The 12,798-nt window shown below is 60.8% G+C and carries 14 protein-coding genes and 1 pseudogene; 8 read left to right on the top strand and 7 right to left on the bottom strand.

Annotation, left to right across the window (positions count from 1 at the left end):
• Nucleotides 1-25: 25 nt before the first annotated feature.
• Genes kdpC through NR193_RS14015 form a run of 5 tightly spaced genes read right to left on the bottom strand, consistent with a single transcriptional unit; the run spans nt 26 to nt 4,759 of the window.
• Entirely contained in the window at nt 26-589 is a 564-nt protein-coding gene (kdpC, locus tag NR193_RS14035; RefSeq protein ID WP_256751406.1) for a potassium-transporting ATPase subunit KdpC, read from the bottom strand.
• A gap of 11 nt (nt 590-600) precedes the next feature.
• A complete protein-coding gene (gene kdpB / locus NR193_RS14030; RefSeq protein WP_256751405.1) occupies nt 601-2,694 on the bottom strand; it encodes a potassium-transporting ATPase subunit KdpB in 2,094 nt (697 codons plus the stop codon).
• A complete protein-coding gene (locus tag NR193_RS14025) occupies nt 2,691-2,906 on the bottom strand; it encodes a hypothetical protein (RefSeq protein WP_256751404.1) in 216 nt (71 codons plus the stop codon). Before NR193_RS14025 ends, kdpB begins: the two co-directional genes overlap by 4 nt.
• A 25-nt stretch (nt 2,907-2,931) precedes the next feature.
• Entirely contained in the window at nt 2,932-4,635 is a 1,704-nt protein-coding gene (gene kdpA, locus NR193_RS14020; RefSeq protein WP_256751403.1) for a potassium-transporting ATPase subunit KdpA, read from the bottom strand.
• Nucleotides 4,636-4,669: 34 nt separating this feature from the next.
• Nucleotides 4,670-4,759, bottom strand: a complete 90-nt coding sequence (locus NR193_RS14015) for a K(+)-transporting ATPase subunit F (protein ID WP_023691936.1) — start codon at nt 4,757-4,759, stop codon at nt 4,670-4,672.
• Between the two features lie 1,023 nt (nt 4,760-5,782).
• Between NR193_RS14015 and NR193_RS14010 the strand changes: the two genes are divergently transcribed.
• The 4 genes from NR193_RS14010 (at nt 5,783) to NR193_RS13995 (ending at nt 8,205) form a co-directional block, all read left to right on the top strand.
• Nucleotides 5,783-6,058, top strand: coding sequence for a hypothetical protein (locus NR193_RS14010; protein ID WP_256751402.1), 276 nt, complete (start codon nt 5,783-5,785; stop codon nt 6,056-6,058).
• 291 nt (nt 6,059-6,349) lie between these two features.
• Nucleotides 6,350-6,568, top strand: coding sequence for a hypothetical protein (locus NR193_RS14005; protein WP_256751401.1), 219 nt, complete (start codon nt 6,350-6,352; stop codon nt 6,566-6,568).
• A gap of 51 nt (nt 6,569-6,619) precedes the next feature.
• Complete coding sequence (locus NR193_RS14000; protein ID WP_256751400.1) at nt 6,620-7,483, top strand: DUF4118 domain-containing protein; 864 nt, start codon at nt 6,620-6,622, stop codon at nt 7,481-7,483.
• A gap of 224 nt (nt 7,484-7,707) precedes the next feature.
• Complete coding sequence (locus NR193_RS13995) at nt 7,708-8,205, top strand: ferritin-like domain-containing protein (RefSeq protein ID WP_256751399.1); 498 nt, start codon at nt 7,708-7,710, stop codon at nt 8,203-8,205.
• A gap of 179 nt (nt 8,206-8,384) precedes the next feature.
• On the opposite strand, the gene NR193_RS13990 is transcribed toward NR193_RS13995, so the two are convergent.
• Nucleotides 8,385-9,104, bottom strand: a complete 720-nt coding sequence (locus NR193_RS13990; RefSeq protein WP_256751398.1) for a Crp/Fnr family transcriptional regulator — start codon at nt 9,102-9,104, stop codon at nt 8,385-8,387.
• A 237-nt stretch (nt 9,105-9,341) separates the two neighbouring features.
• On the opposite strand from NR193_RS13990, the gene NR193_RS13985 reads away from it, so the two are divergent.
• From NR193_RS13985 to NR193_RS13975, 3 genes are all read left to right on the top strand, one after another.
• A complete protein-coding gene (locus tag NR193_RS13985) occupies nt 9,342-9,563 on the top strand; it encodes a DUF6894 family protein (RefSeq protein ID WP_256751397.1) in 222 nt (73 codons plus the stop codon).
• A 102-nt stretch (nt 9,564-9,665) separates the two neighbouring features.
• On the top strand, nt 9,666-9,899 hold the full coding sequence (locus tag NR193_RS13980) for a hypothetical protein (RefSeq protein WP_256751396.1): 234 nt from the start codon (nt 9,666-9,668) through the stop codon (nt 9,897-9,899).
• Nucleotides 9,896-10,120, top strand: coding sequence for a hypothetical protein (locus NR193_RS13975; RefSeq protein WP_256751395.1), 225 nt, complete (start codon nt 9,896-9,898; stop codon nt 10,118-10,120). Before NR193_RS13980 ends, NR193_RS13975 begins: the two co-directional genes overlap by 4 nt.
• Nucleotides 10,121-10,235: 115 nt before the next feature.
• Here NR193_RS13975 and NR193_RS13970 read toward each other — a convergent pair whose 3' ends face one another.
• Nucleotides 10,236-10,538, bottom strand: coding sequence for a DUF982 domain-containing protein (locus NR193_RS13970; protein WP_256751394.1), 303 nt, complete (start codon nt 10,536-10,538; stop codon nt 10,236-10,238).
• 278 nt (nt 10,539-10,816) lie between these two features.
• On the opposite strand from NR193_RS13970, the pseudogene NR193_RS13965 reads away from it, so the two are divergent.
• Nucleotides 10,817-12,796, top strand: a pseudogene (locus tag NR193_RS13965) (oleate hydratase).
• The last annotated feature ends 2 nt before the right edge of the window (nt 12,797-12,798 follow it).

Raw genomic sequence — 12,798 nt, 5'->3', positions numbered from 1 at the left:
GTCGATCCCCGGCCCCCACCATCCACTATTTCGCGGCGTCCAGCGCCAGGTTGAGCGCTAGCACATTGACCACAGGCTCTCCCATGAAGCCAAGCTCCCTGCTCTCGACCTGGCCATCCACAAGCGCCTTGATCTTGGCTTCGTCGATACCCCTGGCCTTGGCGACACGAGCGACCTGGAAGTAGGCCGCTTCGGGGCTGATATGCGGATCGAGGCCGCTGCCGGAGGTGGTGACGAGGTCCATCGGAACCGGCTGGTTCGGATTCTCCGCCTTCAGCTTTTCGGCGTCGCCCTTGATGCGGTCGATCAGCTTGGGATTGGTCGGACCGAGGTTCGAACCGCTGGAGGCGGCGGCGTTGTAGCCGTCACCGGCGGCCGAGGGGCGGCCATGGAAATACTTGTCGCTGGCAAAACCCTGGCCGATCAGTTCGGAGCCGATGACCTTGCCGTCCTTTTCGATCAGGCTGCCATTGGCCTGACGCGGGAACAGCGCCTGGGCGATACCGGTCATGCCGATCGGATAGATCAGGCCGGTCAGGACCGTGAAGAAGACGATCATGATGATCGCTGGTCTTATCTGGGTGAGCATGGACGTGTTCCTTAAGCGAGGCCGAGGGCGGTGACGATCATGTCGATCGCCTTGATGCCGACGAAGGGGACGATGATGCCGCCGAGGCCGTAGACGAGCAGGTTGCGGCGGAGCAGCGCGCCGGCGCCGATTGCGCGATATTTGACGCCCCTCAGCGACAGCGGGATCAGCGCGATGATGATCAGTGCGTTGAAGATGATGGCCGAGAGGATTGCGCTCTGCGGCGTTGCCAGATGCATGATGTTGAGCGCCTGCAGCGGGCCGGTCGTCTGTCCCGGCGCGACGTAGAAGACGGCGAACATCGCCGGGATGATGGCAAAGTACTTGGCAACGTCATTGGCGATCGAGAAGGTCGTCAGCGAGCCGCGCGTCATCAGCAGCGCCTTGCCGATCTCGACGATCTCGATGAGCTTGGTCGGATCGCTGTCGAGATCGATCATGTTGCCGGCCTCGCGCGCGGCGACCGTGCCGGTGTTCATGGCGACGCCGACATCGGCCTGGGCGAGGGCCGGTGCATCGTTGGTGCCGTCGCCGCACATGGCGACCAGCTTGCCCTTGGCCTGTTCGTCGCGGATGAGCTTCAGCTTGTCCTCGGGCGTTGCCTGGGCCAGGAAGTCGTCGACGCCGGCTTCCGCGGCGATCGCCGCCGCTGTCAACGGATTGTCGCCGGTGATCATCACCGTGCGGATGCCCATGCGGCGCAGTTCGGTGAAGCGTTCGCTGATGCCGCCCTTGACGATATCCTTGAGATGGACGACGCCAAGCAAGCGGCCGTCGCGCTCGACCGCCAACGGCGTGCCGCCGGACTTGGCGATCTCGTCGGCGACCGCCTGCAGGTCGCGGACGGCATCGCTGCTTGGGCGCGTGCCATGAGAGGCGGCCGCCGACTGGTTGACGTGTGCGAGCACCGCGTCGACGGCGCCCTTGCGGACCGACGAGCCATCGATGTCGACGCCGCTCATGCGGGTCTGCGCGGTGAAGGGCACGAAACTGGCATGCAGCGTTGCCATGTCGCGGGCGCGGATGGCGTATTTTTCCTTGGCCAGGACGACGATCGAGCGGCCCTCCGGCGTTTCGTCGGCGAGCGAGGCAAGCTGGGCCGCGTCGGCCAGTTCCTGCTCGGTGACGCCCTTGACCGGGCGGAAGTCGGTCGCCTGGCGGTTGCCGAGCGTGATCGTGCCGGTCTTGTCGAGCAGCAGCGTGTCGACGTCGCCCGCCGCCTCGACGGCACGGCCCGACATGGCCAGCACGTTGAAGCGCACCAGCCGGTCCATGCCGGCGATGCCGATGGCCGACAGCAGCGCGCCGATGGTGGTCGGGATCAGGGTCACGAACAGGGCGACCAGCACGGTCACCGAGATGTAGCCGCCCGAATAGGAGGCAAAGCTCGGGATCGTCGCGGTGGCCAGCACGAAGATCAGCGTCATGCCGACCAGCAGGATATTGAGCGCGATCTCGTTCGGCGTCTTCTGGCGCTCCGCACCCTCGACCAGCGAGATCATGCGGTCGAGGAAGGTGTGGCCGGAAGCCGCCGTGATGCGCACGCGGATCCAGTCGGACAGCACCTGGGTGCCGCCGGTGACCGCCGAGCGGTCGCCACCGGATTCACGGATGACGGGTGCCGATTCACCGGTGATCGCGGCTTCGTTGACCGAGGCGACGCCTTCGACCACTTCGCCGTCCGACGGGATGATGTCTCCGGCTTCGACAAGGACGACGTCACCGACCTTCAGGCTGGTGCCGGGCACGAGCTTGAACTTGGCGCGGTCCTCGCCGGCCAGCAGCTTGGCTTGGGTCTCGGTGCGCGCCTTGCGCAACGAGTCGGCCTGCGCCTTGCCGCGGCCTTCGGCGACCGCTTCGGCGAAATTGGCGAACAGCACGGTGAACCACAGCCAGATGATGATCTGAAGCGTGAAGCTGAAATCGCCGCCGCCGGTGACGAGATCCCTGACGAACAGGACAGTGGTCAGCGCCGAGACGACGGCGACGACGAACATCACCGGGTTCCTGGCCAGCGTGCGTGGGTTCAGTTTCCTGAAGGCCCCGCTGATGGCGGGGAGCAGGATGCTAGCATCCATGATGCTCGCGGATTTGGACTGGCTCATTTGGTGGCTCCAGTATCGATGTTGTTGGCAGGCACCGATCGATCGGATGCCGAAAAGAAGTGCGGCGGCCCGTAGGCCAGCAGCCAAATCACGATCATGACGGCCGCAATGCCGAGGAATGTGGACACGGTCGGGAAAGGAGGGGGGATTGTCTCCCCCTCCCTGTCGTTCCGACGCTCAACGTTGCGTCGCATGATGTTGAACCAGGGCATGATTTTGACCCAGGACGGGGCGGTATCAGAAGGTCTGCCCATGGATCATGGCCAGGTGTTCGACGATCGGTCCGATCGCCAGGGCCGGGAAGAAGGTGAGGCCGACGACGATCAGGATGACGCCGGCCAGCAGCCCGACGAACAGCGGGCCGTCGGTCGGAAAGGTGCCGGCCGAGGCCGGAACTGTCTTCTTCGCCACCAGCGAGCCTGCGATCGCCAAGGCCGGAATGATGACCAGGAACCGGCCCATCAGCATGGTGATACCGAGCGTTATGTTGTACCAGGGCGTGTTGCCGCTGAGGCCGCCAAAGGCCGAGCCGTTGTTCGCCGCCGCCGAGGTGTAGGCGTAGAGTATCTCGGAGAAGCCGTGCGGCCCGCTGTTGGCGATCGATGCCACGGCGCTTGGCAGAACCGCCGCAATGGCCGTGAAGGTGAGCATCGCCAGCGGCAGGCACAGGATGGCGAGCATCGCCATCTTGACCTCCTTGGCCTCGATCTTCTTGCCGAGATATTCGGGCGTGCGGCCAACCATCAGGCCGGCGACGAAGACGGCAACCACGATGAACATCAGGATACCGTAGAAGCCGGCGCCGACGCCGCCGACGATGACCTCGCCGAGCTGCATGTTGATGATCGGGATCAAGCCGCCGAGCGCGGTGAAGCTGTCATGCATGGCATTGACGGCGCCGCAGGAGGCGGACGTTGTGATCACCGCGAACAGCGCCGACATGGCAATGCCGAAGCGGCTCTCCTTGCCTTCCATGTTGCCGCCGTCGATGCCAAGCGCATGCACCAGTGGATTGCCGGCGGCTTCCGCCCAGTAGCAGACGGCGACGCCGGCGATGAACAGGACACCCATCGTGGCCAGGATCGCCCAGCCCTGGCGCTGGTTGCCGACCATGCGGCCGAAGACATTGGTCAAGGCGGCACCGAGCGCGAAGATCGTGACCATCTGGATGAAATTGGAGATCGCGTCGGGATTTTCGAAAGGATGCGCGGAATTGGCGTTGAAGAAGCCGCCGCCATTGGTGCCGAGCATCTTGATGGCGAGCTGCGAGGCGACGGGGCCGACCGCGATCGTCTGCTTCGCGCCCTCAAGCGTCGTGGCGTCGACATAGGGCCCAAGCGTCTGCGGCACGCCGAGCCAGACATAGACAAGGGTGAGCACGATGCAGAGCGGCAGGAGGATGTAGAGCGTGCAGCGGGTCATGTCGACCCAGAAATTGCCGATCGACTTGACCGACGCGCGGGCAAAGCCACGGATCAGCGCGACCGCGATGGCGATGCCGACGGCCGCCGACATGAAGTTCTGCACGGTGAGGCCCGCCATCTGCACGAGGTAGGACATCGAGCTTTCGCCGCCATAGTTCTGCCAGTTGGTGTTGGTCGGAAAGCTGACAGCGGTGTTGAAGGCGAGGTTCGGCTCGACAGCGGTCATGCCGGCCGGATTATAGGGCAGCACGCCCTGCAGCCGCTGCAGGAAGTAAAGCACCAGGAAGCTGGCGAGGCTGAAGAACATGATGCCTGCCGCGTAAGTGGTCCAGTGCTGCTCTTCGCGCTCGCTGGTTCCCGAAATGCGATAAAGCCCGCGTTCGAGGGGCCCGAGGACCGGCGAGAGAAATGTGCGATCGCCGTTGAAAACGCGATACATGTAGCCGCCAAGCGGCTTCACCAGCAAAACGACGATCCCGCAGTAGACGAGGATCTGTAGCCATCCGTTGAGAGTCATGGTTGTAGCTTTCCGTGCCTTGCGCCAGTTGCAGTCAGAAGCGTTCTGGGCGAACGAGGGCGTATGTCAGGTAGACGAGCAAGAACAGCGTCACGCCGCCACCGAGAATATAGTCGACGAACATTTTTTCGATCCTCGCGTTAAAGGATGTCGCAGGCTTTGATGTAGGCGAAGGAAAGGGCGAAAAACAAAACCCCTATCCCAAGAACAACGATGTCCATCGTGCATGTTCCTTATTTTCGTTTGTGATTTGCGCCCGCGGTCGGCAGGGTCGAAATCATACGAAAGCGTCCCGTCACCTATGACAAGGTGATCGAGATATGCGCCTTCCCGGTATGATATGCATCAAAACGCCATAAAGATTCGAGACGGCGCGGGGCGGAAAGAAATAGGAATTTTATAAAGATTTTCGCTATCTCGACCTGCATCCATCAGCGTGAAATTCAGCGCTCTGCGGGGCCCCGTTTAATCGAAACCGCGCATGGACTTAGCGGTAGCCAACATGACGCAAGCCCGGATGGCTGCCGCCACTGGACAAAAGCTCCCGAGCCGCAGCAACATGCCTGACTCGACTGGATAAGCAGCGATGCCGGCTTGGTGGCGCAAAGCTGCTCCCGCCCATTCGCCCAGCCGAGACTGTTAATTCAAAGCTCAAGGTGGGCTTGAGTACAGCGGCCGCGTGAAGCATCGAAGCCATCTCCACAGCCCTCGGCCGGATCTGCGACCGCTTCAAACTCACAGAACATCGAAACTTCTTCAAAGTGCAGTACATGGCGGCGACTAAAATGCGACGGACGTTGGCCTAGTACCTGGTCGATATCGATCTTAAATTATGGACGGACGAAACAATGGGCTGATTTGGAGAATACGGCGATGGGATTTTTCTCTGACCTGAACAAAAAACTATCGGACAACATCTACGCTCACGGTCACTACCTGACAGATCCTCATGCGGACGATCCTGAGAAACTGGGAGAAACGGTTGAACTCCTGATGCCGTTCGTCCGGTCGGAATCACGCGACCTGGTCAGGAGCCAGATCCTCGAACTTATCTCTCAGAATAAGCATGAGGACCTTCACCTTTGAGGCTTGATGCAGCAATCGGAATCTTCTTTTGATCCTCTTGGCGCCGTGGTGATTTTTGACCATGCCATCCATTCGACGAATGACCCAAATTTCTGTCGGGCTCCTGCTCGTTATCGTAATCCGCTCACTCGGCGAGGTGCTTCGTCTTCATTATACCGTCGGCGATCGCCTTACCGACGCACAGGTTGGCCCATTTGTGATCGGGGCTCTCGTCGCTGCAGTTGCGGCGCTCGCCGTTGCTACTCTTCATTTTCTGCATCTCGATAAAACCGGCATCGTGGTGACGATATCCACGGTCGTGGCCCTGCTGATTTACAAAGTAACCACTCTTGGTTGATCTGCCTCGAAGCGTTGCGCTTTCGCGAAGTGTTGAGGCAAGCTGCGCCACTGGAGCGCAATGTCGCTGTACCTCTTTGCGTTTAAGGGTGTCGCCCCACGCTTTCTGTTGGCGTGCGTGAAGGCGAGCGTCCTCGCTAACAATGCGACCTGAAATGGATGGCAAAGCTATCCCAGCTATCAACGCCCCATTTATGCGGGTGGATTTATCGAACTCACGCGAGCATACTGCCTCACTGCGTTCCTTTAATTGCGTTCCTTTAATTGCGTTCCTTCAATGAGGAATAAGCCGATGCGTCTCGGTGCGAAAAGCGTTCCGACCGAGTTCCATATAATCAGGATCGTTGCACCCGTCGCCGAGCGGCAAAGCCAAGTCGTCGGCTACCTTGCTGACCGGCCAATTTTTTCCACCGTCATAGACACTTTCGGCGACCATTATCAGTACGTCGGTCTTGCACCGCGCCTTGGAGATGGCGGGTACGATGTCGAGTCGCTTTCTCCAGGGGAATGATTGTCGAGCCAGGATTGATCTACCGATCAGAGGACGGCGGGAGTTGAACAAATGGCCGATGCCAGATCGAAGCTGCGAGGGGACATCACATTGCCGGATGCCGATCCGGATTTGGGCTTGGCGCTATCGGAAGCCCCCTCAGTAGTCCGCTACCTTGCCTCTGTTGCGATGACCGCCGCCGCGGCGACCGTGGCTGTCGGTATCGACAGCAGGGTGGCGATCCCGAACCTCTCCCTCGTATTTGTGGTGCCGGTGATCATAGCGGCCGTTAGCTTAGGCCTGGGTCCCTCGCTCTGTTCGGCGATACTTGGTGCTCTCGCCTACAATTTCTTCCTGACCGAGCCTCGCTACACGCTGATCGTCGACGACCCGGCAAACGTCTGGGCGATCGGACTGCTTTTTGTCGTCGGACTTATCGTGAGCGGCGTGGCCTTTACCTCCCAGCGCAGGGCTACCGAAACGGCACTTCTGAGGCGACAAGCGACAGTGCTACAAGGCTACAGCCGCGACGTGGCGGCAGCCGACAATGCGAAGGCGATCGTCTCAATCACTTCCCAAGCTCTTGCCGCGCTCTTCCAGGCTCCTGTCGTCGTCATTGTCGTATTGGATGGCAACGTGGTTTCCATTGAAAGGGTCGGTGACGTAGAGCCGCAGGAGGCCGAAATCGAGGTGGCGCGATCAGCGTTGACGACGGGGCTTGTCGTGAGCGCCGGAGTCTACCCGGCGTTGGCCTCACGCTTTGACTTTTGGCCTGTAGCAACAACAGCAGGGGGGCCGGGTGCTGCCATTGGGCTCTTGTTCGACCCCGATGAACGTCCATCGGCACCCTCCACGTTAGTCGAAATCGTGGCGCGTTTTTTGGCCTTGGCCCTTGATCGCCAGCATTTCCGGGTTAGCCGCGAGGCTCGACCGTAAATCAAACCCAAGGAGTTCACACGGAAGTCCGCGAGCCACCTTGGATCTCTAGACTGGGAACTGAAACTCGCTCGTCCTACCGCTGGCAGGATGGGCAACGCCTATGGAAGACCCCTTGGCAAGGGGCAGCCGTTTCGCGAGGCGCAACCCACTTTGGAGAAGCAGCGGAACAAATCCTCCAATGCGAGATTGTCGACCTGAGGGCCCCACCAAAGGAGATGACAATGGCAAAACAGAAAATGCTCGACGACCTGTTTCACGACACGCTGAAAGACATCTATTTCGCCGAAAAGAAGATACTGGCGACTTTGCCCAAGATGGCCAAGGCGGCACAAAGCGCCGACCTGAAAGCCGCCTTCGAAAAGCACCGCACCGAAACCGAGGGACATGTCGCGAGGCTGGAGAAGGTCTTCGGCGTCATCGGCAAGAAGCCCACGGGCAAGACCTGCGCCGCCATCATGGGCATCACCGAGGAAGGCGCCGAGATCATGGAGGAGTACAAGGGTTCCCCCGCCCTCGACGCCGGGCTGCTGGCTGCCGCGCAAGCGGTCGAGCACTATGAGATCTCGCGCTATGGCACGCTAAGCACCTGGGCCGGCGAACTCGGCCTCAACGAGGCGGTGACACTCCTCGAAGCGACACTGAAGGAAGAGAAGGCCACGGACGAAGCCCTGACGCAGATCGCGGAGTCGGCCGTGAACGTCGCGGCCGAGGCCGCATAGATCCGCAAGGATCGGTCGCCGCGTCTGCAATGATCTGAGGTGTGTTGAGATTCAGATCGGACCGAGCCGAAAATGCCGGGTTTCGGGAACCGGAGCGGAGCGGACAGGAAGTCCGCGAAGCACTGGAAGCGCGGAAACCCGGCGTTTGCAGACCGGCATCACCTGTATTGCGATGCACCTTAGCGCGGCTCACGCATCATGCTGAGATAGGTCGGATCGAACTCGGCGATTTCCTGCAGCCGATGCCAGTCGAGGATGGTCACCGTATGGTTTGCCCAGCTGACCACGCCGACCTTGCGCAACGCGCCGATGACACGGTTCATATGCACGACCGAGAGACCGAGTACGTCGGCCAGTTCCGCTTGCGACAACGGCAGATGGAAACTCATGCCATTTGTACGTTCGACCACCTGCAGCCGCACGAACAGCTCGCAGACGAGATGGGCAAGATGCGATGTCTTGGAGCGTCGTCCCATCGCGACGATCCATTCGCGATGGATGGCGCCATCGACCAGCGTGTCCAGCCACAAGAGCCTGGTGAGGTGTGGCGCTTCCTCCGTGATAGCGCGAAGCCTGCTGTGTTCTGCGAAGATGACGTGACAGGGCGACAACGCGACGATGCCGTGATCCATGGTCTTCAGCAGGAAGGCGTGGAGGTCGACGAAGTCGCCCGGCACCTGCAATGAGGTGAACTGCCGGCCGCCATTTTCGAGTACCTTGTAGCGTGCCGCCAGCCCGTCGAGGATCAGCGTCGAGTAGGTCGGCCGCGATCCGGAAGCGACGATATCCTGCCCGATGGCAAAATGCCTCTCGAACGTCATCGCGCCGGCCAGCAGCGCTTTTTCGGCATCGGAAAGGGCGTCGTGCTGACCGAGGTTCAGATACAGGGGTTCAAGCACCGCAATCTCCAGCGAAAAGACCTGAGAGCCGATCGCCAAGTGTTCTGTCGCAAGCCAGGAGCGGCTTCGGGTGCACTAGGCCTTCGGCCGATGACGGGCATTAACATTTGTTAGAGTGCGCTTGTTCGCTGGCCAATGCCACTGCTGATGGAACAACAACCTGGTTTGCAGATTGAAGGTTGAGCCACTCAACGTTCCATCACGCTCGGGTCCAGTGAGTAGATGCCAAGATATTTCATGGATTTGTACAGCTGCGACGGCCTCACGGTCGACGAAGAAGGACAGCTGTTCGATACGCCCGAGCGGCTGCGGCGCGAGGCGGTCCGCATCTTGCCTGACATCATCCGCGACGAGATGCTCGACGGCGACGGCGCCTCCATTACCCTCGAAGTGCGGGACGAGAGCGGAAATCGCGTCCTCGTGGCATCGCTGGTCATCTCCACGCGATGGTGCGACTGAGAATTGCTCAGCCCAGGTCGGGACGAAATTCAGCCAGCCATCATTTGTAATCGCCAACGCTGCCGCGCTGCCGCACCATTCCGAGGCAGGAGGTGCATTGAGATGACGATGTTCCCGAAAATGACGTACCGGCAGATCGCGGCCCAATATGTCGACAGCAGAAGAACGCTGGCGACGCCGATATCGACGAAGCGTGCGTTGCAGGCGCTGAAATCGGCGATGCCGGACTGCGCCCTCTCCGACCAGGAATTGGTGACCCTCGTGGCTGAGCTTGCCGTCGAGCGCGGCAGGAGCATTGATTTCGATATCCGGGTCGAAAGGGGCAGCGGCAAATGAAACGTGCGAAAGTCGACACAGAGCGCGACGAACGCGCCAAGCGTGAATCGCAGATCGTGATCGCCGCCGAGCGGGCGGCCCGTGAAGAAAAGACGGCCAGGCTGAAAGCGCTGCGCCTTGCCGCGCAACAGGCGGACGAGCCCGCGTCCACGGCCCGCGAGCCGGGGCGACGGCGCGGGGTGATTGTCGCGCAAGGCGCACGGCCAACTTCATCGACCTGACCAGGGGGCTGCGGGCTATTTGTGGGTCTCGAGGTGAAATCCCGGCCCGGCAAGGCCAAGCCGGGTTTTCCGTGGCGGCTGAGTTAGCCACCACGACAGGAAGCGGTATCACTCCTCATGCGGCGTAGCCGCCATAGCCGCGGGCAACGGCGCGGGCGCCGACCACCGGCTCGATATCCGGCCAGAGGATGCCGGCCGCCTGCGCAAATTCGACCAGCGCATGGCGCGCCTGCTCGATGGTGACATATCCCGGAATGGCGAGGTCACATGCCTGCACCGCGTTGCGGTAGAGCGGACCGCGGCGGGAGGTCGTCCACTCGGTCAGGAAATCGTGCATTTCGGCCAGCGAGGCGATCTCGCGCTTGAAGCCGAGGCCGACGGTCAGTGCGACCGGTGAATGAAACAGCTTGTCGTGCATGAAGCGGGCTCCTGATTATCACAGCGCCTGGAGAAATGTCCGGGCTGGTCCACGAACGGGACGCCAGGAAACGCGTTGCGAGGCGGGAGGTTCCAAGCTGTGTTTGTGGTCGCTCCGCCACCAGAAGGGAGTTGGCTCCGGTCCACTTTGAGCCATCAAGCCTGAAGCTGCTTTCGGGTCCGTTGATCGATATCAATTATCATCTGAATATCACACGATAACCTCTTCCATGAATTTCCGATCGCACCTCCCGGTGTCAATCAACGGAAGGGAAGACCATGGCCGAAGAAGCCTCCAGCCCGACTAGTCCGGCTTCCGGCAAGCCCCTGATCGAAGCCAATGTAGGCGAAGGCTTCTGGCGCAAAGGCCCGAACGACACGCTTCCGCCGCCTGACATGGTGGGGCCCTACATGCGCAATCGTGCCGTTCCGGTCGAGCCAGTCGAAGGGCGCAAGGCCTGGATTATCGGCAGCGGCATCGCTGGGCTGGCCGCCGCCTTTTACATGATCCGTGACGGCGGCATGAAGGGTGAGGACATCACCATCCTCGACACGATGAACGTCGCCGGCGGCTCGCTCGATGGCGCCGGCAATGCAGAAGACGGCTACATCATCCGCGGCGGCCGCGAGATGAACTTCAACTACGACAATTTCTGGGACGTTTTCCAGGACGTGCCGGCGCTGGAACTGCCTGAAGGCTATAGCGTCCTGGACGAATATCGGCTGGTGAATGACAATGATTCGAACTGGTCGAAGGCCAGGCTCATGCACAAGCAGGGCCAGATCCGCGATTTTTCGACGCTGGGCCTGAGCAAATCCCACCAGTGGGAGATCGTCAAGCTGCTGCTCAAGCGCAAGGAAGATCTCGACGATATCACGATTGAGCAATATTTCAGCGAGAGCTTCCTCGAAACGAACTTCTGGTATCTCTGGCGGTCGATGTTCGCCTTCGAGAACTGGCAAAGCCTGCTGGAAGTGAAGCTCTACATGCATCGCTTCTTCGACGCGATCGACGGTCTGAATGACATGTCGGCCTTGGTGTTCCCGAAATATAATCAGTATGACAGCTTTGTCGTGCCGCTGACCCGCCTTCTAAAAGAGAAAGGCGTCAAGCTGCAGTTCGACACCCGGGCCTATGACCTCGACATGGTCGAAGGAGCCGGTGGCCGCACCGTGATCGCGATCCGCTGCAAGCTAGGCGGCAAGGACGAGAGCATCGCCATCGGTCCGAAAGATGTGGTCTTCGCCCTCACTGGCTCGATGACCGAGGGAACGGCTTACGGCGACATGGACATCGCCCCGGTTCTTGCACGGGGCAACACTGAGCCGGGCGAAGACAGCGACTGGACGCTGTGGAAGAACCTGGCGCGGAAATCACCGGTCTTTGGCAAGCCGGAGAAGTTCTACGGCAATGTCAGGGGCTCGATGTGGGAATCGGCGACGCTGACCTGCAAGCCTTCACCCTTCGTCGACAAGCTGAAGGAACTGTCGGTCAACGATCCTTATTAGGGCAGGACCGTCACGGGCGGAATTATCACATTCACCGACTCGAACTGGGTGCTGAGCTTCACCTGCAACCGTCAGCCCCATTTCCCGACCCAGCCCGACGATGTGCTGGTGCTATGGGTCTATGCACTGCTGATGGACAAGGACGGCAACTACGTCAAAAAGCCGATGCCTGATTGCACCGGCCGGGAAATCCTGGCGGAGCTCTGCTATCATCTGGGCATCGTCGACCAGCTGGACGAGATTGCGGCCAATACCAAGGTTCGCCTGGCGCTGATGCCCTATATCACCGCACAGTTCATGCCGCGCGCGGCGGGTGACCGTCCTCGCGTCGTGCCCGAGGGCTGCACGAACTTGGCCCTGCTGGGGCAATTCGTGGAAACCAGCAACGACATCATTTTTACGATGGAATGTTCGGTGCGCACGGCGCGCATCGGTGTCTATACGCTGCTGGGTCTGCCCAAGCAGGTCGCCGATATCAGCCCCACGCAATATGACATCCGCAACCTGCTGAAGGGGGCGCGCGCGCTCAACAACAATGAGCCGTTCCCCGGCGAGCGGCTGCTGCATCGCCTGCTCGACAAGACCTATTACGCTCATATCCTTCCGCCCCTGCCCGAACAGGAGGAAACCATCCGCGAGCGCGCGGAAGCCGAGCTGTCCGCGCTTTTGGGCAAGGGAAGCCGGGCGCCCGGCACGGTCTTCGGCTGGCTCGACCAGTTGCGGGACGGGCCACGGAACATATCGAAATAGCG

Origin of the sequence: Mesorhizobium sp. Mes31, assembly GCF_024519675.1 — a bacterium.
In the GTDB taxonomy this organism is placed as follows: Bacteria; Pseudomonadota; Alphaproteobacteria; order Rhizobiales; family Rhizobiaceae; genus Mesorhizobium.
The sequence above is the reverse complement of the archived record's forward strand: the minus strand, read 5'-3'. Positions and strand labels throughout refer to the sequence as shown.

What these genes read in the sequence shown, in the direction of transcription:
- kdpC (WP_256751406.1), bottom strand. Translation starts at nt 589, where the DNA reads ATGCTCACCCAGATAAGACCAGCGATCATCATGATCGTCTTCTTCACG.
- kdpB (WP_256751405.1), bottom strand. Translation starts at nt 2,694, where the DNA reads ATGAGCCAGTCCAAATCCGCGAGCATCATGGATGCTAGCATCCTGCTC.
- NR193_RS14025 (WP_256751404.1), bottom strand. Translation starts at nt 2,906, where the DNA reads ATGCCCTGGTTCAACATCATGCGACGCAACGTTGAGCGTCGGAACGAC.
- kdpA (WP_256751403.1), bottom strand. Translation starts at nt 4,635, where the DNA reads ATGACTCTCAACGGATGGCTACAGATCCTCGTCTACTGCGGGATCGTC.
- NR193_RS14015 (WP_023691936.1), bottom strand. Translation starts at nt 4,759, where the DNA reads ATGTTCGTCGACTATATTCTCGGTGGCGGCGTGACGCTGTTCTTGCTC.
- NR193_RS14010 (WP_256751402.1), top strand. Translation starts at nt 5,783, where the DNA reads ATGCCATCCATTCGACGAATGACCCAAATTTCTGTCGGGCTCCTGCTC.
- NR193_RS14005 (WP_256751401.1), top strand. Translation starts at nt 6,350, where the DNA reads ATGCGTCTCGGTGCGAAAAGCGTTCCGACCGAGTTCCATATAATCAGG.
- NR193_RS14000 (WP_256751400.1), top strand. Translation starts at nt 6,620, where the DNA reads ATGGCCGATGCCAGATCGAAGCTGCGAGGGGACATCACATTGCCGGAT.
- NR193_RS13995 (WP_256751399.1), top strand. Translation starts at nt 7,708, where the DNA reads ATGGCAAAACAGAAAATGCTCGACGACCTGTTTCACGACACGCTGAAA.
- NR193_RS13985 (WP_256751397.1), top strand. Translation starts at nt 9,342, where the DNA reads ATGGATTTGTACAGCTGCGACGGCCTCACGGTCGACGAAGAAGGACAG.
- NR193_RS13980 (WP_256751396.1), top strand. Translation starts at nt 9,666, where the DNA reads ATGACGATGTTCCCGAAAATGACGTACCGGCAGATCGCGGCCCAATAT.
- NR193_RS13975 (WP_256751395.1), top strand. Translation starts at nt 9,896, where the DNA reads ATGAAACGTGCGAAAGTCGACACAGAGCGCGACGAACGCGCCAAGCGT.
- NR193_RS13970 (WP_256751394.1), bottom strand. Translation starts at nt 10,538, where the DNA reads ATGCACGACAAGCTGTTTCATTCACCGGTCGCACTGACCGTCGGCCTC.